Source organism: Janibacter sp. HTCC2649 (genome assembly GCF_000152705.1).
Classification (GTDB): domain Bacteria; phylum Actinomycetota; class Actinomycetes; order Actinomycetales; family Dermatophilaceae; genus Knoellia.
In genome coordinates this window covers 2154837-2175736 of record NZ_CH672413.1, presented here as the reverse complement: position 1 = coordinate 2175736, position 20900 = coordinate 2154837, and the positions used below count along the sequence as shown (strand labels likewise).

Annotated in this window: 18 protein-coding genes; 8 read left to right on the top strand and 10 right to left on the bottom strand. The window is 68.1% G+C overall.

The annotated features are described in order from the left end of the window. The first annotated feature begins 22 nt into the window (after positions 1 to 22). From JNB_RS10400 to JNB_RS10375, 6 genes are read left to right on the top strand one after another with little or no spacing between them, the layout of a single operon-like run. Positions 23 to 823: an enoyl-CoA hydratase/isomerase family protein gene (locus JNB_RS10400; protein WP_009776416.1), complete on the top strand. Its 801-nt coding sequence runs from the start codon at positions 23 to 25 to the stop codon at positions 821 to 823. Next, a complete protein-coding gene (locus JNB_RS10395) occupies positions 820 to 2019 on the top strand; it encodes an acyl-CoA dehydrogenase family protein (protein ID WP_009776415.1) in 1200 nt (399 codons plus the stop codon). The genes JNB_RS10400 and JNB_RS10395 overlap by 4 nt, the downstream gene beginning before the upstream one ends. Continuing rightward, entirely contained in the window at positions 2016 to 3044 is a 1029-nt protein-coding gene (locus JNB_RS10390) for an acyl-CoA dehydrogenase family protein (protein WP_009776414.1), read from the top strand. The genes JNB_RS10395 and JNB_RS10390 overlap by 4 nt, the downstream gene beginning before the upstream one ends. Before the next feature lie 10 nt (positions 3045 to 3054). Continuing rightward, on the top strand, positions 3055 to 4347 hold the full coding sequence (locus tag JNB_RS10385; RefSeq protein ID WP_009776413.1) for an acyl-CoA dehydrogenase family protein: 1293 nt from the start codon (positions 3055 to 3057) through the stop codon (positions 4345 to 4347). Further along, complete coding sequence (locus tag JNB_RS10380; RefSeq protein WP_009776412.1) at positions 4344 to 5456, top strand: acyl-CoA dehydrogenase family protein; 1113 nt, start codon at positions 4344 to 4346, stop codon at positions 5454 to 5456. Before JNB_RS10385 ends, JNB_RS10380 begins: the two co-directional genes overlap by 4 nt. Continuing rightward, positions 5453 to 6898, top strand: coding sequence for a class I adenylate-forming enzyme family protein (locus tag JNB_RS10375; protein ID WP_009776411.1), 1446 nt, complete (start codon positions 5453 to 5455; stop codon positions 6896 to 6898). Before JNB_RS10380 ends, JNB_RS10375 begins: the two co-directional genes overlap by 4 nt. 59 nt (positions 6899 to 6957) lie before the next feature. On the opposite strand, the gene JNB_RS10370 is transcribed toward JNB_RS10375, so the two are convergent. The 9 genes from JNB_RS10370 to JNB_RS10330 form a co-directional block, all read right to left on the bottom strand. After that, a complete protein-coding gene (locus JNB_RS10370; RefSeq protein ID WP_009776410.1) occupies positions 6958 to 9210 on the bottom strand; it encodes an acyl-CoA dehydrogenase in 2253 nt (750 codons plus the stop codon). Between the two features lie 37 nt (positions 9211 to 9247). Beyond that, positions 9248 to 10408, bottom strand: a complete 1161-nt coding sequence (locus tag JNB_RS10365) for an acetyl-CoA hydrolase/transferase C-terminal domain-containing protein (protein WP_009776409.1) — start codon at positions 10406 to 10408, stop codon at positions 9248 to 9250. Continuing rightward, positions 10405 to 11544, bottom strand: a complete 1140-nt coding sequence (locus tag JNB_RS10360) for an acyl-CoA dehydrogenase family protein (RefSeq protein WP_009776408.1) — start codon at positions 11542 to 11544, stop codon at positions 10405 to 10407. The genes JNB_RS10365 and JNB_RS10360 overlap by 4 nt, the downstream gene beginning before the upstream one ends. 14 nt (positions 11545 to 11558) lie before the next feature. Continuing rightward, positions 11559 to 12704 carry a thiolase family protein gene (locus tag JNB_RS10355; RefSeq protein ID WP_009776407.1) on the bottom strand — a complete coding sequence of 382 codons (1146 nt, stop codon included), beginning with the start codon at positions 12702 to 12704 and terminating at the stop codon, positions 11559 to 11561. After that, the gene (locus tag JNB_RS10350) at positions 12701 to 13141 is read right to left on the bottom strand and encodes a Zn-ribbon domain-containing OB-fold protein (RefSeq protein WP_009776406.1); all 441 of its coding nucleotides are present in this window, start codon (positions 13139 to 13141) and stop codon (positions 12701 to 12703) included. The genes JNB_RS10355 and JNB_RS10350 overlap by 4 nt, the downstream gene beginning before the upstream one ends. Next, positions 13138 to 14307, bottom strand: a complete 1170-nt coding sequence (locus tag JNB_RS10345) for an acyl-CoA dehydrogenase family protein (RefSeq protein WP_009776405.1) — start codon at positions 14305 to 14307, stop codon at positions 13138 to 13140. Before JNB_RS10345 ends, JNB_RS10350 begins: the two co-directional genes overlap by 4 nt. A gap of 132 nt (positions 14308 to 14439) precedes the next feature. Then, on the bottom strand, positions 14440 to 15348 hold the full coding sequence (locus JNB_RS10340; RefSeq protein ID WP_009776404.1) for a VOC family protein: 909 nt from the start codon (positions 15346 to 15348) through the stop codon (positions 14440 to 14442). Further along, positions 15348 to 16217, bottom strand: coding sequence for an SDR family oxidoreductase (locus tag JNB_RS10335; RefSeq protein WP_237700644.1), 870 nt, complete (start codon positions 16215 to 16217; stop codon positions 15348 to 15350). The genes JNB_RS10340 and JNB_RS10335 overlap by 1 nt, the downstream gene beginning before the upstream one ends. Positions 16218 to 16225: 8 nt before the next feature. Beyond that, the gene (locus JNB_RS10330; RefSeq protein WP_009776402.1) at positions 16226 to 17452 is read right to left on the bottom strand and encodes a CaiB/BaiF CoA-transferase family protein; all 1227 of its coding nucleotides are present in this window, start codon (positions 17450 to 17452) and stop codon (positions 16226 to 16228) included. Between the two features lie 161 nt (positions 17453 to 17613). On the opposite strand from JNB_RS10330, the gene JNB_RS10325 reads away from it, so the two are divergent. Next, positions 17614 to 19185, top strand: a complete 1572-nt coding sequence (locus tag JNB_RS10325; protein ID WP_009776401.1) for a class I adenylate-forming enzyme family protein — start codon at positions 17614 to 17616, stop codon at positions 19183 to 19185. An 18-nt stretch (positions 19186 to 19203) separates the two neighbouring features. Here the strand turns inward: JNB_RS10325 and JNB_RS10320 are convergent, their stop codons facing one another. After that, entirely contained in the window at positions 19204 to 19482 is a 279-nt protein-coding gene (locus tag JNB_RS10320) for a hypothetical protein (RefSeq protein WP_009776400.1), read from the bottom strand. Positions 19483 to 19651: 169 nt separating this feature from the next. Here JNB_RS10320 and JNB_RS10315 point away from each other — a divergent pair, with 169 nt between their 5' ends. After that, entirely contained in the window at positions 19652 to 20824 is a 1173-nt protein-coding gene (locus JNB_RS10315) for an amidohydrolase family protein (protein WP_009776399.1), read from the top strand. Positions 20825 to 20900 lie beyond the last annotated feature (76 nt).

Below are 20900 nucleotides of genomic sequence, written 5' to 3'. Positions count from 1 at the left end.
TCACCGCTGCCAGGAGGACTCCATGGACCACCCTTTCGCGCCCGAGCTGCTCATCGAGTCGCGCGGTCCCGTCCGCATCGTGACGCTCAACCGTCCCGAGCACCTCAACGCGACGAACGAGGCGCTCCATGGGGCGCTCATCAAGGTCTGGCGCCACCTGGCCGAGGATCGGGACGCTCGAGCCGTCGTCCTCACTGGCGCGGGCAAGGCGTTCAGCGCGGGGGGCGACTTCGACCACTTCGTCGAACTTTGGGGCGACCGCGCCGCTCGCCGTCGCGAGATCGACGGCGCGCGCCGCCTTCTCGAGGAGATCCTCGACTTCCCCCTCCCGGTCGTCGCCGCGGTCAATGGTGCGGCCGTCGGACTCGGCTGCAACCTTGCCGTCACCAGCGACATCGTGATCATGGCCGAGTCCGCGTTCATCGCCGATCCGCACGTGAGCGTAGGGCTGACGGCTGCCGATGGAGGTGCACCGACGTGGCCTCTGCTCATGTCGATGCTGCGTGCCAAGGAATACCTCCTCACCAGCGAGCGCATCCCGGCGGCGAAGGCGGTCGAGCTCGGTCTGGCCAACCACGTCGTCCCGGATGCCGAGCTCATGGACCGCGCCCTCGCCCTCGCAGACAAACTCGCGGCTCAGCCACCGCAGGCCGTCCAAAGCACGAAGCGGGCGCTGAACATGCACATGAAGCGGGCCATCGCGGGGGTGCTCGAATACGCCCTCATGGAGGAGTTCACGTCCTTCGACACCCCCGAGCACCAGGACCTCGTCAAGGCGTTCCTCGCACGCTCGGCTTCTCGGGCCGCGAAGGCCACGACATGAGCGACGTGGCCGACACTGCGACCGAGACCGCGTCGTTGATGGTGTCGGACCTTGACCACTATCGCTACGCGTTGCGCCGGCACCTGGCCAGCACACCGGAACTCACCCGCTTCCGGGGACGTGATCACGTCACCACAGAGGAACGGATCGCGGGCGACGCCGAACTCATGGCCGCCCTCGCAGGCAACGGCGGGTGGAATCTCTATGGGTGGCCAGAGCGGATCGGCGGACTCGGTGGCGACGAACGTCACCGCGGGATCTTCTATGACGAGCTGTCCCGAGCCGGACTCCCGGTGCCCGAACCACAACTCCTGCTCGAGACCCTGTGTCCCGCGGTCACGCGCTTCAGTCCGCACCTCACCGAGCAGTACGCGCCGGCATACCTGCGTGGCGAAGAGTGGTGGGGCCAATGTTTCTCCGAGCCCGAGGCCGGCAGCGACCTGGCGTCCCTGCGGACCCGGGCCCAGCGCCAGGGTGACCACTATGTCGTCTCCGGTCAGAAGCTGTGGACGAGCCACGGCGCGACGGCCACCCGACTCGTCTGTCTCGTGCGCACAGGCACGACCGAGGCGCGGCACCGTGGGCTGTCGATGATCATGCTCGACGCTGACTCCCCTGGGGTCACCGTGCGCCCGATCGCACTGGCCAGCGGCGACAACGAATTGGCCGAGATCTTCTTCGACGACGTCCTCGTACCTGCCACCCACCTCGTCGGGGAAGAAGGGCAGGGGTGGGCCGTCGCCATGTTCCTTCTCCAGTACGAACGGGCCATGTACGCGTGGCAGAGCGCCTCGGTGGCACTGCGCCGCATCAGCCAACTCCGGGATCTGGTCGCCGAGCAGTCGGGACCCTTGCCCGACGGTGCCCTGCGTCGCCTGGGGTCCTGCTACGTCGACATCGTCACCCTGCGCGCCCGGAGTTCCGAGACGGTCCGGCGGCTCGCAGCCGGTGAGATCGTTGGCCCTGAGGCAAGTGTCGACAAGGTGCTCCTCGCTGCGGCGGAGCAGGGCCTGCACGACCTGGCCCGTGACCTGCTCGGACCCCAGTTCCTGTTGTCGGACTCACCACGGATGCGGGCATGGCGCGCAGAGTGGTGGTACAGCCGATCGGCGACGATCCTTGGCGGTTCCTCGGAAGTTCAGCGCACGATCCTCGCCGACCACGTGCTCGGCCTTCCGAAGGAGGTCGTCCGATGACGACCCAGCAGACCGAATTCACCCTGGACCCCGACGTGCGCGTTGCGCTGGCCAGTTCCCTTCGAGAGCTTTTCGCCGGCGCGTCTGACGGTCCCGGGATCACGTCTGCCCTGGCAGAACTCGGCTGGGCGGAGGTCGAGGCGGAGGACCCAGCAACGGCCGTCAGCCTGCTGTTTCGCGCTCACGGAGCCTCGCTCGCGAGCTCAAACCTGTTGTCGGACACGATGATTCGTTCCTTCGGACCGGATTTCCCGTATGCCGGCACGCCGGTGACGCTCCTGCTTCCCCACCCCACTGAGGACGCCGCTCGGCCGGCCTCCTGCCGCAGGTCCGGGGCCGCCGGAATCCTCTTGGAGGCACCTGTCGCCGACAGCCTTGTCCTCGTGCCGACCTGTCAAGGCGACCGGGTCACGCTGCACCCCGTCGCTGCTGACTGGGTTCTCGCTCGGACCAAGGCGTCCACTGGGTTCGATGCCTCGTCCACGTGGCTCGTGCTGGAGACCGCAGATGTTTTGCCAGACGCCAACGCCCCCGTCGCCGTGGACTGGATAGCAGCCACCGCTCTGGCCCGACGGGCCCTGTCCGCCGAGATACTTGGCGTCTGCGATGCGGCGTTGCACATTGCCTGTGAGCACGTCACGTCCCGTCATCAGTACGGCCGGGCGATCGGCTCGTTCCAAGCAGTGCGCCACCGGCTGGCCGAAGGGCACGTTGCCGTCGAGTCGGCGTCGTCGCTGCTCCTGGCCGCGTGGAGAGGGGTCTCTGGTGGCGGCGTGCCTGACACTCCGCCCGAATGGGCCGCCGCGGTGGCCAAAGCCCGTGCCGGCCGAGCCCAGGCCGAGGTCATGCGCACCGGAGTGCAGGTTCTGGGCGCAATGGGGCTGACTCTGGAGAGCCCGATGCACCGTCACGTGACGCGGGCTGCCGCACTCGACCTTCTTCTGGGCGGGCAGGCCAGCCTCGAGCAGTCCTTGGGTGACGCCCTGCTCAGCGGCACCACCGCCTATCCGCTCGCGTCGATCTGAGGAGTCGCACATGATCGAACAATCCCAGCAGTTCGCCTCCGCAGACATGGCGGTCTTCGCTCGCGAGGCGCGCGCCTTCCTCGATGCTGCGGCGTCACGTCGCGCCCCTGAGACTGAGGTCATCTGGGGAGTCGGCGAGGACCGAATCACCTACTTCGGTGACGACACTGTGGAGGAGGCCCGGCGTCAGGTTGACGCCGCTCGAGCGTGGCAGAAGGCCCGTTACGACGCAGGATTCGGCTGGATCACCGGCCCGTCGGAGTTCGGTGGTCGCGGCCTCACACCCGTCCACGACCTCGTCTACGACGGGCTCGAGGCGGAGTACGACACCCCAGACACGGGTGTACTCTCCCTCATCGGGCTCGGCATGATCGGACCGACCATCCTCGCCCATGGCACGCAGGAGGCCAAGGCTCGCTACCTTCCGGCGATGTATGCCGGTGACGTCATCGCCTGCCAGCTGTTCAGCGAGCCGTCCGCCGGATCTGACCTCGCCAACGTCTCGACCCGCGCCGTGCGTGATGGCGACGAGTGGGTGATCAACGGCCAGAAGGTCTGGACCTCCGTGGCCCAACACTCCCAGCTGGGCCTGGCACTGTGCCGCACGAACCCCGACCAGCCCAAGCACAAGGGCATCACGGCCCTCCTCGTCGACATGGACTCTCCAGGCGTCGACGTCCGACCCTTGCGCCAGATGAGTGGCGGGTCGGAGTTCAACGAGGTCTTTCTCACCGATGTGCGCGTGCCCGACTCCCAACGTCTTGGCGAGATCGACGGTGGATGGCGCGTGGCCCTGACCACCTTGATGAACGAGCGGGCCAGCGTCGGCTCCGAAGGCGCCGGCCCCGCGGGGCGTGCGATCTCCTTGCCCTTCCTGTCGGCCCTCCTGCGTGAACGCGATCGGCTCGAGGATCCGGCTGCGCGCCGTCGCCTCGCCGAGCTCGTTGCGGACCAGCTCGCGACGTCCTATCTCAATCGGCAAGCACTCGACCACCTCATCGCCGGTGGGCAGCCCGGTCCTGAGGCCTCGGTGTCCAAGTTGATGTATTCCCAGAACCTCACGCGCGCAACGCATTTCGCCACCGAGATCGTCGGTCCCCAACTGCTTGCCGACACCGGCGCCTGGGGCACCTTCTCCTGGAACGAACTGTTGCTCTCAACACCCGCCCTGCGCATTCTCGGGGGCACGGAGGACATCATGAAGAACATCCTCGGCGAGCGAGTCCTCGGACTGCCCAAGGAACCCAGTATCGACGCCACCACCACCTACCGCGAGCTGCGTACCTCTGGGGCGGGATCATGAGCGGCACGAACGCGGGGGAGCGAGAGGATCTTCGCCGCAGCCTGCGTGACCTGCTGTCCGCTCTGGCTGACGCCCCGGCACGACAGGCCGCCATCGAAAGCGAGCACGGCCACGACCCAGAGTTGTGGCGGCGTCTGGCCGAGCTCGGTGCGCTGTCGCTCTCCCTTCCGGAGACCGTCGGCGGGGCAGGGTTCGGTGCAGTGGAGCAGTCGGTCGTCCTCGAGGAACTGGGCCGCACCCTTGCCCCTACCCCGTTCCTCGGAACCGTCGTCCTTGCTGGGACCGCCCTGGAGGCAAGTGGTGACGAGCGCGCCCACGAATACCTCACTGGGATCGCCGAAGGGGACACGCTTGCCGCCCTTGCGCTCGCCGAGGCAGACGGAGCGTGGCGGACCTCCGGGTTTGCCACACGCGCCGAGGACGGGCCGGGCGGGTGGCGCCTGAGCGGAGCCAAATCCCTGGTCGTCGACGGCGCCGTCGCAGATCTGCTTGTCGTCGCCGCCGAGACCCCGGCCGGGCCCACCCTGTTCGTCATCACGTCCGATGACGGCGTGACGAGACAGCCGCTGCGCACGCTCGACCTCACCCGTCGGATGGCCTCAGTCACCTTCGACGGCACGCCGGGCACGGTGATTGGTGAGCTGGGGAAGGCCGGCGAGGTTCTCGAGCGTGTCCTTGACGCCGTGATGGTCGCTCTCGCCGCCGAGCAGGTCGGCTCCGCGCGTGCCTGCCTCGAGGCGAGCGTGGCCTATGCCAAGGATCGGGTGCAGTTCGGTCGTCAGATTGGGTCCTTCCAGGCCGTGAAGCACCGCTGCGCCGACATGTTTGTCCGCGTCCAGCTTGCTGGTGCCGCGGCTCAAGAAGCTGCCCATGCCGCGGACGGGGAGTCAGGCCGGGGGCCAGCGGATGTCGCAGCAGCGGTGGCGCACTCCGTCTGCTCCGAGGCGGCGATGATGACCGCCACCGAGAACATCCACGTGCATGGCGGCATCGGCTTCACCTGGGAACACTCCGCCCATCTGTACTTCCGCCGAGCGAAGTCCTCGCAGTTGCTCCTCGGTGGCCCCGGCGTCGGTGGAGAGCGCCTCCTGGCCCGGTTGGGCACATGAGTCCGCTCGCGATCGCCCCCACGCTGGTCGCAGCGGGCAGGGAGACGGTCCGGCGAGTGCCGAATGCCGAAGCGGTCATCGACCTCAGCTCCGGTCTGCGCCTGACGTACGCCGAACTCTGGCAACGCGCCAGTCGGGTCGCTGGCGGTCTTGTCGGAGGTGGGGTCGGTCCCGGTGATCGGGTGGGCGTGGCCCTGCCCAACGGAGCACCGTGGATTCTGGCGTTCCTCGGCACGTTGCTTGCCGGCGCGGTGCCGGTGCCGATCAACCCGCGGCTGACCGGACCCGAGCGAGCACACATCGTCACGGACAGCGGAGCCCGACTCGTGATCGAGGCGGAGCTTCCCGACGGTGAGCCGATTGAGATTGCAGGGGACGACCCCGAGTCGCTTGCCGCGATCTTCTACACGAGTGGCACCACAGGCGCACCCAAGGGCGCCATGTTGTCGCACCGTGCGCTGCTGTCTGCGGCGGAACAGGTGCGGCTGGCCTACGCGCTGGAATCTCACGACGGACTGCGTGCCCTCGTCGCTGCACCCCTATTCCACGTGCTCGCCTGTGGGATGCAGTGGGTGCCAGCCCTCGTCACGGGCGGCTGCGTGGTGATCCTGCCGGCGTTCGAGGTCGGAGCCTGGGTGTCCGCCATCCGTGAGGAGAGGATCGAGGTCCTCAACGGCGTGCCAGCAATGTTCTGGCACGCCCTGCGCCACCCCGACTTCACCGAGCTCGACGTGAGTGGCATCCGGATCCTCAGCTATGGCGCTGCGCCGACACCGCCGGCCCAGGCGACCGCATTGCGCGAGGCCTTCCCCTTCGCGAGGCTCGCTCCCGGCTACGGACTGACCGAGGCGCCGTGCGTCACCGGACTTCACGACGGCGACGCTCAGTCACACTCGGGCTCGGTCGGAACCGCCGTCGCCGCAACCGAACTGCGCCTCGTCGGCCCCGAGGCCGCAGAGGGCATCGGTCAGCTGCTCGTTCGTGGTCCACAGCTCATGTCGGGCTACTGGGGACGTCCGGAGGCCACCGCTGCCGCCCTCGTCGACGGCTGGCTCCACACCGGTGACCTCGTCCGGATCGATGACCAGGGTCGCGTCTTCATGCTCGACCGTCGCACGGACCTGATCAACCGCGGCGGAGAGAACGTCTACAGCGTCGAGGTGGAGGCAGCCCTCGCCGCCTACCCGGCGGTCGCGGAGTCGGCCGTCGTGGGCATCCCTGACGAGCGGCTCGGGAGCCGCGTCGGCGCCTGCGTCGTGCTGCGGGCCGGTGTGCCTTTCGACGCGGACGAGCTCGTCCGGGTTGCACACGCGACGCTGGCCCCCTTCAAGGTGCCGGAGTTCGTCTGTGTTCGGTCAGAACCGTTGCCCCGCAACGCTGCTGGCAAAGTGGACAAGCACGCCGTCCGCCAGCAGTCAGTTTGGGTCCCGCTTCCGCGCTGATCCGCGACCTCTGATCCGAAGTCGCGGATCAGGGGCTTTGGCCTCCGCGCGTTCCCGGATCAGCGCGGGAGGCGCAGGACCTGCTGGGCGAGGATGTTCTTCATGACTTCGGTCGTCCCGCCAGCGATCGTGGTGGCCCGAGACTCCAGCGCGCCGTGCCGGGCCCCGGTGCCTGCATCGCCCGCGAGGGCAAGGGGTCCGGCGACAGCGAGCCGGGTGTCAGCGATCTGTTGAGCACTCCTGGACCAGACGAGCTTGATGACCGAGTGCTCCGGCCCTGGCGCTCCCTTGCGTTCGATCGTGCCGAGTGCCCGCTGTCCGAGCAGACCCAGAGTGCGCGCATCGACGAGCCGGTCGAGCAGCGACGAGCGAGCCGACTCCGACAGCTGTCTACCGTCGAGCTCGGTGAAGATGTCCTCCACCTCCTGCTCGAGACGGCTGGCCATCATGATCACACCGGCTCGCTCGAAGGCGAGCGTGGTCATCGTGACCATCCACCCCTCGTGGAGGGGCCCGAGGAGGGCGGAGAACGGCACCCGCACCTCATCGAAGAACATCTCCGCGAACCCGCCGCCGCCGGTGATCTGCGTGATCGGGCGTCGGGTGATCCCAGGGGTGTCGAGGGGGACAAGAAGCGCCGAAATCCCCTTGTGGGCAGGCGCTTCGGGGTCGGTGCGTACGAGCAGGAGGCAGTGCGTTGCTTCCATTCCCTCCGAGGTCCACACCTTCTGTCCGGAGATCACGAACTCGCGGTCGTCACCGTCCCCTTCGATGCGCGCACGGGTACGCAGGGAGGCGAGGTCACTCCCCGAGCCGGGTTCGGAGAAGCCCTGACACCAGATCTCCTCGGTCGACTGGATCTTCAACAGATGCTCCTGCTGCTCCGGTGTGCCGAAGCGCATCAGTGTCGGGGCGACATTGTTGAGGCCGAGGACGCCGGCGAAGGTCACGGGTGCGCGGCGGCTGCCGAGCACCCGGTCGTACTCCACCTGGTCGACGATGCCGAGGCCGCGGCCGCCGAAGTGCCCGGGCCAGTGGGGTGCGATCCACCCGGACGCGTGCAGACGCTGCTGCCAGACCAGACGCGAGGCGTAGTCATCGCTCGGGTGCTCCGCACGGTGGGCCGGGAGGGCCTCGTCGACGAGGGCCGCGAAATCGGCGAGAGCAGATGAGGGTGCCACGGGCTCCGAGACCACGGGGCTGATCGCGGCCTTGCCCGCGGCGGGACCTCCGAGCAGCCCCTGCGCGGCGCATGCGCGCCGATAGAACAGATGGGCTTCGTGCTCCCACGTGTAGCCGATCCCACCGAGGACCTGGATGTAGGCGTTGCCGGCCACGACCGAGGCAGGCACGACCGAGGCGAGCACCAGCCCGGCGGCATCGGAGATGGCCCCGGCACTCATGGCCGGTTTGTCGAGCAGCCCTGCGAGGTGGCGGACCGTGGCCCGGGACAGTTCGACACCGGCCAGGACATCGGCCAACCGGTGCTTCACGCCCTGGAACGAACCGATCGGCTGGCCGAACTGGGAGCGTTCAAGCGCATACGCCACGGCAGCCTCGAGGGCGTGCCCCTGCACCCCGACCAGCTCGGACCCGAGTGCGAGGACCGCGGTCGCGAGTCCCCGCCGAAGGGCGTGTTCGGCATCCTCGCCGGTGGCGAGGACACGGGCCGTGGCGCCGGTGAGAACCACCCGCGACACCTCACTGGTGAGGTCCATTGACTCCAGACGTGTGATGTCGACGGCGGGGTCGACCTCGATGGCGACGAGCACGGTCCCAGATTCCGTCGTGGCCGAGGCCAACAGGAGGTCGAAGTCCGCGCCGAGGACGGCGGGGAGCTCCCCTTCGATCACGAGCTGGGCGCCAGAACCCCTGGCGTGCAGGGGTTCTGAGTGCGCTCCCGCGGCTGCGACAGCCGGGATGACCGCGCCGGACGAAATGCCCTCGACCAAGTGGGCGACTCTCACCGAGGCGCCGTCCGGAGCCCCGTCCGGAGGCAAGGACATCAGGGACCCGAGAGCGGCGGCGACAGCGATGAAGGGTGTGGCCGCGACGGTGCCGCCCAACACCTCTCCGGCGACGGCGAGGTCGGCCCACGTCCCACCGGAGCCGCCTTGCTCCTCGGGAACGGGGAGTCCGGGCAACCCGACCTCGGAGAGCGCGGACCACGCCGGCCGTTGCTCGGGCAGGGTGCGCTTCGCTGGATCGAGCAGGCCGGACGGGTTCCATGCTCGGGCGAGAACGCCCCCTATCGCTGTGACCAGCGCGGCCTGGTCGTCGGTGTCGGGAACGCCAACCTGGTTCAGACTCATGAAACTTCCTCTGTCGGTGTGCGGCGGGTGCAGGTGATCAGTGGCCCCAGAGGGCGCGGATGGCACGAGAACGCTCGGCGCGGTCCAGGCCACGCAGGTCAGCACTCCCGTTCTCGGTGACGAGGACGTCGACGTCATGGCCCGGCGTGCTGACCGGGACCGAGAGGCGGTCCATGAGTGTGGGTCGGCCTTGGTGCTGGGTCAGGAGCGCGACGATGCTCAGTCCACCCACGGACCGCGTTGCGGCGACGGCGTAGTCGGCGTGACCGCCGACTCCTCCGACCGCCGAGGTGGGGAACCCCTCGACGTTGACCTGACCCTGGTCGTCGATCTCGATCGCGGTGTTCACCGCGATCAGGGGCGCGCCGGTCGACAGGCGCGTTCCGTCGTGGGTGTGCCCGAGGGGGTGGAGCAACGGGCGACCGTCGGCCCACTCCAGCAGACGTGGCCCGCCAGCGAGATAGGTCGTGACGGGCTCTCCTCGCAGAAGTCCGCGGGCCGCCAGGTCGACGACCGCGTCGGGGAGCAGGCCGGAGTCGATGGCGACAGGACGACGCACGGCGTCGAGGACCGCAGTGCCCAGGGCGCCCGGGCCGACCTGCAGCCGGGCGCCCTCCGGGATGAGTGCCGCGGCTCGCTCGGCCATCACCCGGTGAGGCTCACTCGGGTCGACCACGATGAGATCGATCGGTGGCTCGTCGGACTCCCCGACCACCACTACCCGGTCCGAGGGGAGCGCCGGACCGACCTCGCAGTGCGGCCGGTTCGCGTTGATGACAGCGGCGATCGTGGCCCCACTCGAGATGGCGGCAGGCAGCCAGGCGACTTCGGTCCCCAGTCCGAGGGACCCATCCGGCCGGGGGACGGCGGTGACGACGACGACGTCGGGGCGCCACGGCCCGCCGAGGAGGGCGGGCGCGGCGGAGAGCCGCAGTGGTGGTGCGTGGACGGCGCCGGACTCGACGTGCCGTCGAAGTCCCCACCCGCCCATGATCGTGCGCACATCGGCGTATGCCGTGGGGTCCAGTCCGTCGTCTGCCTGAGGGCACCAGCCCACCACCAGCCGTACCCCACCGACCGACCGCGCAGCCGCAGCCAACTCCGGGAGGATGCCGCGCGGCATACCGATGCCGTCGGCGAGAGCCACGCGACACCCCGGCGTCAGCAGGTCAGCGAGGCTGCCGGTCCTGAAGTTCACGGCTTGGGCTCACGAGGAAGACCGAGGATCCGCTCGCCGAGAATGTTGCGTTGGATCTCGGTCGTGCCGCCGAGGATCGTCTGGGCATGGGCGACGAGCATCCGGTCGACGAGCGGCTCGACGGTTTCGGAGGTGAGCGCATCCAGACCCAGCGCCTCCATCCCGAGGTCCCCGATCGCCTGGTAGGTGCGCGTGCTGATCAGCTTGAGGACGGAGAAGGCAGGCCCACCCGGCGGGGTTCCCTCGGCGATGGCACGCTCCCACGTCGAGCGCAGGAGCCACACTCCGAGCCAGGCGTTGACCACCTCGCCCCGCACGTGGTCATCGAGTCGACCCCGAGCGCGAGCCGCCGTGACGATCTCCTGGAGAGCAGTGAGCATGCCGACGGCGTTGGAGCCCAGGGACAGTCGCTCGCGACCGAGGGTGGCCGTCGCCACGGCCCAGCCCTCGCCCTCGGCGCCGATGAGGGAGTCGTGGGGGAGGAGAACGTTGTCGAGGAAGACCTCGTTGAACTTGCTCTCGCCGTTCATCTGTTGCAGTGGGCGAACGGTGATCCCGTCGGTGTCCATCGGGACGACGAAGGCGGACAGTCCCGCATGCCCTGGACCCCCCGTGCGCGCGAGGAGCAGGCCGTACTGGGCGTCGGCGGCGCCGCTCGTCCAGACCTTCTGCCCGTCGACGACCCAGCCGCTGTCACTCGCCAATGCCCGCGTGCGCACACTCGCGAGGTCCGATCCGGCACCGGGTTCGGAGAAGAGCTGACACCACAGGTGCTCGCCGGTCCGGATCGGTTCGAGCAAGGCGTCGCACTGTTGCGCAGAACCGTGGGCCATGAGGACCGGGCCGGCGAGATCCGGTCCCACGAGATGGAACTGGCGCGGAACACCGGCAAGGGCGCACTCCTCCGCGAAGGCGGCCTGGTCGGCCACGGACGCCTCGCGGCCTCCCCGATTTTTCGGCCAGTGAAGGCAGGCGTAGCCCGCCTCGGCGAGCAGTCCTTGCCAGGCTCGACCGGCCGTGATGTCGTCGGGCGTGGGGGTCGGGCCGTAGTCGTGCAACCCCTCCGGTCGGGGGGTGGTGTCCAGCCAGTCGCGGACCTCCATGCGGAAGTCCTCACCGGGTGTCGCGGTCGCCATCTCGGGTCGCCCTCTCAGGTCGACAGGATCGTGACGGCCGCGGTGCCGGGCATGCCGTAGAGCTGGGCATATCCCACCTTGGCGTCCTGCACCTGACGGTCGCCGCACCGGCCCCTCAGCTGGTTGGCAAGCTCGTAGACCTGACGCAGCCCGGAGGCGCCGACCGGCTCACCGTTGGCCATGAGGCCACCGTCAGTGTTGACCGGGAGCCTGCCGCCGATGGCGGTGGCTCCCTCGGCGAGGAGTTTCTCCTGCTCACCATCGGCGCAGAAGCCGTTCTCGGCCATGTGGATGAGTTCGGACCCGGCGTCGGTGTCCTGCAACTGGATCACGTCGACATCCTCGGGCGCGATGCCCGCTTCCTCGTAGGCCTGACGCGAGGCGAAGATCGTCGGGCTCGGTGTGTCATCGAGGGACAGCGACGGACTCATGAGTTCCAGGGCCCCGTCGCGGCGGGACACGAGCTGACTGGCCCGTAGGTAGATCGGGGTGTCGGTGTACTTGTGTGCGATGTCTGCGCGGCAGAGGACGGCCGCGGCGGCACCCTCATCGGGGCCGCAGTACATGTATTGGCGCAGAGGGTAGTTGAGGTACTGGGAGGCGAGGATCTCCTCCTGGCTCATGGGCGTACGCCGCCATGCCTTGTCGTTGAGCGAGCCGTTGCGGAAGTTCTTGGCCGCCACCCTGGCCAGCGCCGACTCGGTGATCCCGTGGTCGTGCATGTAGCGGTTGATCTTCATCCCGAAGAAATGGGTTGTGAGGAAGAGGCCCGCCTGGCCGTACCAGAGGGGGAGTCCGGACACGGAGGGGTCGGCGGAGAAGGCTCCGCGTGGGTGCTTATCGAGTCCCACGGCCACGGTGATGTCCTGGCCGAGCCGAATCGCGTTGGCCGCCTGGGCAAGGACTGTCGCACCCGAGGCGCAACCAGTGAAGGTGGACCGTGCAGGGATGCCGGTCATGCCGAGCAGTCCCGTGATGGCCTCGGGGTTCTTGACCTCCATGCTCGAGGCCCACAGCTCTTGCACCTGGTTCCACGCGACACCGGCGTCACCGAGGGCCTCAATGACTGCGTCCTCGCCCATCTCGAGGGCGGACTTGTCGCCGTGGCGTCCGAAGGCATGCATGCCGACGCCGATGATCGCCACGTCCGGTGCGCTCATGCCGAGGCCTCCCGGTCCACAGGGGCGAAGGCATAGATCATCGTCTGGTTCCCGTCCTTGTCCTTGCCGAGGGGCACGATCCGCAACTCCATCTCCTGGCCGATCTGGAGCTTGGCCGGATCGGGCTCGGTGAGCCGGGCCTCGACTCGCAGCGCTCCGGGCAGTTCGACGTAGCCGACCGTGAAACCCTGGAACGTCTCCGGGGTGTCGTCACCGGCATACGGCGGAGAGGTCGGGCGGAAGAGCTGGGTGGTGAAGGTCCACAGTGTGCCCCGACGGGGAAGCTCGACCTGCTCGAGTCGCTCCCGAACACCGCCGATGAGCCGGTGCTCGCGGAAGGGGAAGACGAGCGAACCGTCACTCCCCCTGCCGGCAAGGAGCGCCGGATCGTCGGACGGCCAGGTGAACAGGCCTTCGGCCACGGGGACCTGGCTCATCGAAGTGCTCCTTCGTCTGCCCACGCGTGGGCCTCGTCGGTCTCGGTCAGGAGGGGCAGCAGTGCGCCGATGCGGGCACGGTGCTCGGCCGGGGTGCCCAAGAGGGCTGCGGATCCTCGGGATCGCTTGACGTGCAGGTGTGCCGAGTGCTCCCACGTGTAGCCGATGCCGCCATGGACCTGGACGTTGCCCGAGGCGGCCTTGACGTAGGCGTCGCCGCAGACGGCAGCCGTGGCTCGAGCGAGAAGCTCGACGTCGGCCTGATCGTCATCGACTCCGCGGACCGTGGCCCACGTGGCCGATCGGCACTCCTCGAGGGACACGAGAACGTCCGCGAGGCGATGCTTGATCGCCTGGAAGGAACCGATCTGGCGGCCGAACTGTGTGCGTTGCCCGGCATACGCCACGGACTGGTCGAGAGCGGAAGCTGTGCCGCCGGTTTGCTCGCACGCAAGGGCGAGCAGGGCCTGCGGCCGGGCTGAGGACACCGCCCGTGCTCCCGCGTCGGCGTCGCCCAGTCGTCGGGCGACGGCGCGGTTGAGTGAGAGTCCGATGATGCGACGGGTGAGGTCGGATGTCACCCGCGTGTCGATCGTGACGCCCGCCGCGCGAGGGTCGAGCGCATAGAGGCCGACTGCGCCGTCCTCGGTGCGGGCGAGAAGGAGCACGAGGTCCGCCACCTGCCCGTCGAGGACGTGCCGCACCTCACCGGACAGTGACCAACCAGGCTCCGACGGGGACTCGTGGACCGCACGCACGGCACAGGCCGCGACGGGATCGGCGCCGAGCAGGGCGGCCGTGGCGATGGTGTCGCCCGCCAGGATTGCGGGGATGATCTCGTCGCAGGCGGTGTCGTCCTGGCTGGCGATCAGGGCCGGCAGGGCCAGGCCGATGACGGACAGTGCCGGAACGCAGGCCAGGGCTCGGCCGAGCTCCTCGAAGGCCACCCGGTGGGCCGACCAGCCGACACCTGCACCGCCCCAGTCCGTCGGGACCGCGAGAGCCGGGAGGTCGAACTCGCGCACGAGCGACTGCCACAGCTGTAGGTCGACACCCGCCTCCGTGGCCATCGTGGCGCGTACCGCGGGCTCACCGCAGGAGCGGTCGAGAACCCCGCGCACCGAGGAGCGCAGGTCTGCGAGGTCGTCCTCAGCGAGTGGGGTCACATCGTCAGATTAGGGCGCTGATTGAGCGTTGTCAACGAAAGTGTCAAGTTATGTGGATGCGGGCTGCCGAGCCTATGAATGGTGTCCTCGGCGGTCTGGCGCTTCAACAGCGCCTCGTATCTGACGAATTCGTCAAACAGGCTGTTGAGGCCGTCTCACTTCGGAGCGGGGGCGGGCCACGAGCTCGATGACCGTCCCGTCGGGGTCCGTCAGGAAGAGCACGGTGAAGCCGCCGGTGGGAGTGTCCACCATGGGGATGAAGACCGGGTCCGGGGTGGTGGGCTCCGCTGCCCGAAGGGCAGTCGCCGCCTCGACGACGTCCTCGACCCCGAGCGCGATGCGATAGAGGCCCTGCTCGTTGGCCCGATCCGGCGAGGGAGCCAGTTCAGAGTGCTCCTCGAGTTCGAGCGAGAAGGTCGGATCCTCGGGCAGCGTGATGGATGCGCTCACCCCATCGCGGTGCAGCACCGCAAAACCGATGGTGGCGTACCAGTCGAGCGAGCGCCCGAGGTCGGTGACGCGCAGTCGCTCGTAAGCCAGGGCCGGCCCGCTCCCGTCGGAACCGTGAGCGGTAGGCGCCGAGACGTCGGCGATTTCGACGACTTCGACGCGGACCCCGTCGGGGTCGACGAGTTGGAGGGCCGGAAGGCTGTGGCCGCGCACCGAGGCCCGAGTGAGGCTCGCACCGAGGGCCTCAAGAGCTGGCCGGGCTGCCACGAGATCGCGGACGCGGTAGCCGATCGTGGTGAAGCCAGCACGGGGGTGATCGTCGGCAGGCACTGTCGCCGGGTCCGACCAGCCGACGAGCTCGAGGGCTGGCGCCGCCCGCGGGCCACGCTCGTCCCACACGAACGCGGTGACGCTCGAGGTCCGCTCACCCAGACCCATGGCGCTGGCGTCCTGATCGGTGCCGACCGATCTGAACCGGGGTTCGCGCCCGGCGACGACGCGATAGAACGCTTCGGCGGCGGGCAGGTTGACCGTGTTGAGATTGCAGTGCATCGCGGCGTGCGCATGCTGGGGAGCAGGTGACGTGCTCATCAGGCCTCCGGGAGGAACCAGCTCGGGGAGAGGTCGTCCTCGGCGTCACCGAGCCGGTAGACGCTCAGGTCGGTCACCCCGGCTCCACGAAGGACATCCTCGTCGGTCATCAGCTGGCCCGTGCGGTCGCATGGGCTGCGTCGCAAAATCTCCAGGGCCGCATCAGCCATCACTCGCGGGGTGCGCGAACGCGCCGATGCGACCTCATCGCCCAGGATGGTCCGGATCGCTTCCGTCGCAACGGAAACGCTGGGCCACAGCGAGTTGGCCGCCACCGGTGTCGACGCGAGCTCGGCGGCCAACCCGAGAGTCATCAGGCTCATCGCATACTTCGAGACGGTGTATGCCGTGTGCGGGCCGAGCCATTTCGGGTCGAGGGTCAGGGGTGGTGAGATCGTGAGGACGTGCGCATGGTCGGACTGGACCAGGTGCGGCAGGGCGGCGCGGGTGAGGGCGAAGGCGCCGCGGGTGTTGATCTGGTGGAGCAGGTCGTAGCGCTTCATCGACATCTTCGCGGTCGGCGTCATGTCGAAGGAGGCGGCGTTGTTCACGACGATGTCGAGGCCCCCAAACTCGACCACCGCAGCCGCGACCACGGCCTCGATGTCGGCATCGTTGCGCAGGTCGCCGACATGCGGCAGGACGGCGCCACCGAGTGCGCGAATCTCGTCCGCGACGTCGTGCACGGAGCCCGGCAGTCGACCGGGGGTGTCGGTCCCGGACTTGGCGAACAGAACCACGTTCACGCCTGCTGCGGCCAGAGCCGTGGCGATGGCTGCCCCAATCCCGCGACTCGCCCCGCTGATGATGGCCGTGCGGCCTGCGAGCACGGAGGTGTCCGTGCTCGCAGGCCGCATGGTCGGGGTCATGCCATCGGTCACAGGATGGCGCCGCTCGACTTGTGGGCGATGATCTCGTCCCAGTCGAGCCCGAGCTCCTGGAGGACCTCGTCGGTGTGCTCCCCATGCTCGGGAGCGCGACGTGACGCGTTGGGCCGCTCGTCGAACTGCACCGGGGAGTCCACCACGGCGAAGTCGACCCCACTGGTGTTGGTCAGCCGCGGCAGATATCCGTTGACCTGGGCCTGTGGGTCGCTGTGGACGTCGAGCGCGGACTGGACGACGTCCCACACCCCGTCGAAGTCGGCGAACTTCTCCTGCCAGTGGGCCAGAGGGTGGGCACCGAAGGCCTTGCGGATCTCGATGATGCAGTCCTTGCGGTTCACGAACCGCACCTTCTGGTCGCTGTAGCGCTCGTCGTTGATGAGGTCCTCGCGGACCATCCGGGTGCAGAAGTCCTCCCAGAAACGGTCGGACTGCAGGAGCACGAACGCGAGGTGGCGCCCGTCGCTCGTGGGGAAGAAGCCGACCGCGGGGTTCGGTGATTCCGCGAGGTTGAACTTCGGCACGTTCTGTCCGGTGACTCCGGCGCCGACGATGTCGGGTGCCAACTGCCACATGGCCATGTTGAGCAGGGAGACGTCCACGACCGACGATTCACCCGTGCGCTCGCGCTTGAACAGTGCGCCGACGATGCCGGAGGCGATGGCGAACCCGGCCACGACGTCGCCGAAGGCCGGGCGCTGCACCGGCGGGTAGGCGTCCGGCGCTGACGATGTGTAGGCCTCGCCGATTCCACCGCGCGCCCAGAAGGCGGCGAGGTCGAAACCGCCCCGATTGATCTGCTCACCCTTGGAGCCGTAGCCGTGACCGCGGGCATAGATGATCTTGGGGTTGCGGGCCCGGATCGCATCGACGTCCACGCCGAGGCGCTCGCGGCTCTCCGGAAGGAGGTTCGTGACGAACACATCGGCCTGCTCGACGAGCTTCATCAGCAACTCGAGACCGTCCGGATGGGAGACATCGATGGCGACACTGCGCTTGCCACGGTTCGGCTGTTCGATGAAGTGGTTCACCCCGCCGGCACCGCTCACCATGCCCGAGTTGATGAGACCACGCTGAGGGTCTCCGGTCTCCGGATGCTCGATCTTGAGGACGTCGGCGCCCCAGTCGGCGAGTACCGCCCCTGCAGTGGGGACGAAGGTCCAGGCGGCCAGCTCGATGACCTTGATCCCGGACAGGACCTGCTGAGCGTCGTTGCTCATGCTTCACCTTAGGGTGTAGTTGGGGTTCTTGGGTCCCAGTAAAGCCGAAGTTGACGAAACTGCCAAGGAGCTGGGGAAGTTGGTCCATGGCGAGCCCTTGCCTCAGCGTTCGCTCCGGCGCTACGGTCGATTGACGTAATCGTCATATTCTTGGAGCTGCGATGCACACCTTGACAACCGGACAGGCTCTCGGTGCGACCACCTCTGCCAACGCACGGCACCACGCGAACCGGCCCGCCTACGTCCAAGAGGCGAGGGTTCGCACCCATGGTGAGCTCCATGAGCGAGCAGTGGCACTCGCGGCGGCCCTCGCCGATCACGGCGTGCGCCACCAGGACCGGGTGGCGATTCTGGCGAGAAACAGCATCGAGTTCGGCGAGGTGCTCTCCATGGCCCACGTCAGCGGGATCGTGGTGGCCACGGTGAACTTCCGTCTCGCGGCGCCGGAGATCGTCGAGATCCTGCGCGCCGCCGACCCCAAAGTGCTGTTCTGCGGACCCGACCATCTCGAGCTCGTGTCGATCCTGCGGCAGGAACTGCCCGGGCTCGAGCTGATCGTCGCGCTGGGCGAAGCGCCGAGCACAGCAATGACCGTTGGGTACGAAGACTTTCTCGACCGAGGTCGTGGCCGGGAGTTGCCCTTCATCTCCTCGCCACAAGACATTGCCTTCCTCATCTTCACGAGCGGCACGACCGGGACGCCCAAGGGCTGCGTGCTCGGCCACCGCGAGCTGCGCCTGCTCGCCAAGGAGATGGCCCACCAGATGCGCACCGGCTGTGAGGACGTGGGACTGCTCGTCATGCCGCTGTTCCACATCGGTGCCATGGCGATCGCTCTTGGCCTCCACGTCCACGGTGGGGCGGCCGTCATCGAGGAGGCGTTCGACCCGGCCGCGTATGCCGGTCGGTGCCGGGCCGAGCGCGTCTCCGTCCTTCACCTCGCACCGACGATGGTGCAGGCGGTGCTGGACGCCGACCCCGCGCCGGCCGATCTCGCCGGGGTCCGGACTGTTCTCTATTCGGCGGCACCGATGACTCTGCCCACCCTGCGCGCAGCCATGAGGGTCATGCCTGACGCTGGGTTCCTCAACCTCTACGGGCAGACCGAGATCATGACCTCCGGTCTGCCTCGGGAACTGCACTCGAGCGCTGACGATCCGACGACGCACCGGCGCCTGTCCAGCGTTGGAATCCCGTTCTCCGAGTGTGAGGTTCGGTTGACCGACCCCGAAGGCCGTGACGTGGCCGAAGGCGCACCGGGGGAGATCACCGTGCGGACCGAGGCCATGTTTCGCGGCTACTGGCAGGACCCGGACACGACGGCGACCCAGGTGCGCGACGGGTGGTTCCGCACGGGCGACGTCGGAAGGTTCGACGAGGAGGGGCTGCTGCATCTGGTGGACCGGACCAAGGACATCGTGATCTCCGGCGGCGAGAACGTCTACTGCCCCGAAGTCGAGAGGGCGGTCGAGTCCCATCCGGGCGTCGCTGGCTGTGCGGTCATCGGTGTTCCCGATCCGCGATGGGGCGAAGCCGTGTGTGCGGTCGTGGTCCGCGGGTCAGGCGTCGAGGCTGTCGCGGAGGTGAGCGCCAAGGAGGTCACTGCGCACGTGCGCGCACGAATCGCCGGCTACAAGGTCCCCAAGCGGGTGATCTTCGTCGGGTCACTCCCAGTGCTGGTCACGGGGAAGGTGGACAAGGTTCAGCTGCGTGCCACCCACGGCGCCATCTGACAAGCCTGCGAACCGGGTTCAGGTGTTGCGTCTCGCGGTCCCTCGATACCCGAAGAACTTCTCGAAGTTCTCGTCGTTGATCCGGTTGCGGGTGTTGCGATCGGTGGCGTCCACCAGGGCGTCGAGCCGGCGTTGGGCCGCGGTCACGTCCCGACCCGCGGACTCCAGCTCCGCCACCAGCGCGCGCTGGGCCCGGACCTCCTCGTGGAGCCGCACCCTGACCTCGCCGTAGGTCAGGAGGTCGTGGTCGTCCTCGTCCTCGCGCTCAGGCGTCGGCTCGTCGGTGATCGGGGGCATGTCGGGTTCCCTTCCACTGGATTGGCGATTCCGTCAGAACATTACGCCGTGCGCCTCGAGATGGCCAGAGATTCCAGGGTTTGAGCACCAGTCAAAGAGGTGACAGTTTCGTCAACTCGGGCTATCGTGCGAGGAACACACTCACCGCAGGGAAGCAAGGGAGCTTCGGATGCCGCTTCAGGAAAGCCACCAGATCATCTCGGTCGACGACCACCTCATCGAGCATCCGAAAGTGTGGCAGGACCGGTTGTCCAAGGCCGATCAGGAGAAGGGGCCGCGCATCGTCGAGAAGAACGGCATGCACCTGTGGCACTACGACGGCATGGTGGCCCCCACGATTGGCCTCAACGCCGTCGCCGGGAAGCCGGTGGAGGAGTGGGGCATGGACCCCGTCCGCTACGAGGACATGATCCCGGGGTGTTATGACCCGATCGAGCGACTCAAGGACATGGACGCCGACGGTGTCGAGGCCACGCTGGCCTTCCCCTCCTTCCCCGGGTTCGCCGGTGGCACCTTCCACCGCGCACCGGACAAGGACCTGGCCCTCAAGTGCGTCCAGGCGTGGAATGACTTCAACGTGGAAGAGTGGTGCGCCACCGACCCCGCGCGTCTCATTCCGATGGCGATCCTCCCGACGTGGGACATCGAACTCGCGGTCGCCGAGGTCCGTCGCACAGCGGCCATGGGTGCGCGAACCATTACCTTCCCCGACAGCCCTGTCCCGCTGGGTCTGCCCAGTTTCCACAACGCCCACTGGAACCCGTTGTGGGAGGCGTGCGAGGAGACGGACATGCCGATCTCGCTCCACTTCGGCTCCAGCAGCTACGTGCCGGGCTTCTCCTTCATGCAGACCCAGGCGACGAACAACATGGTGCTTCCGGAGGCGCCCTTTGCCGTGGCCATCACCCTCTTCTCGTCCAACCTCATGTGGTCCGCCGTCGACCTCATGTTCTCGGGAATTCTCCAGAAGTACCCCAAGCTGCAGTTCTCGCTCGCTGAGGGCGGCATCGGTTGGATCCCCTACATCCTCGAACGCGCAGACTTCGTGTGGGATCGGCACCGCCACTACATGAAGAACATCGACTTCGACACCCCGCCCTCGGACCTGTTCCGCAAGCACTTCTGGGGCTGCTTCATCGATGACGAGTTCGGAGTCGAGAACCGTCACAAGGTCGGCGTCGACAGGATCATGCTCGAGATCGACTACCCGCACTCGGACTCGAACTGGCCCAACAGCCGCAAGCGAGCCTCCGAAGTTCTCGCCAACGTGCCCGACGACGAGGTCGCCAAGATCACCGAGACCAACGCCCGCACGATGCTCCGCTTCCCGAGGGTCAGCTGAGCCCACGACATCGGCCCGGTCCCAGCCGCGTGCTGGGGCCGGGCCAACGCATGCCCAAGGACAGAAGGAGTCGGTG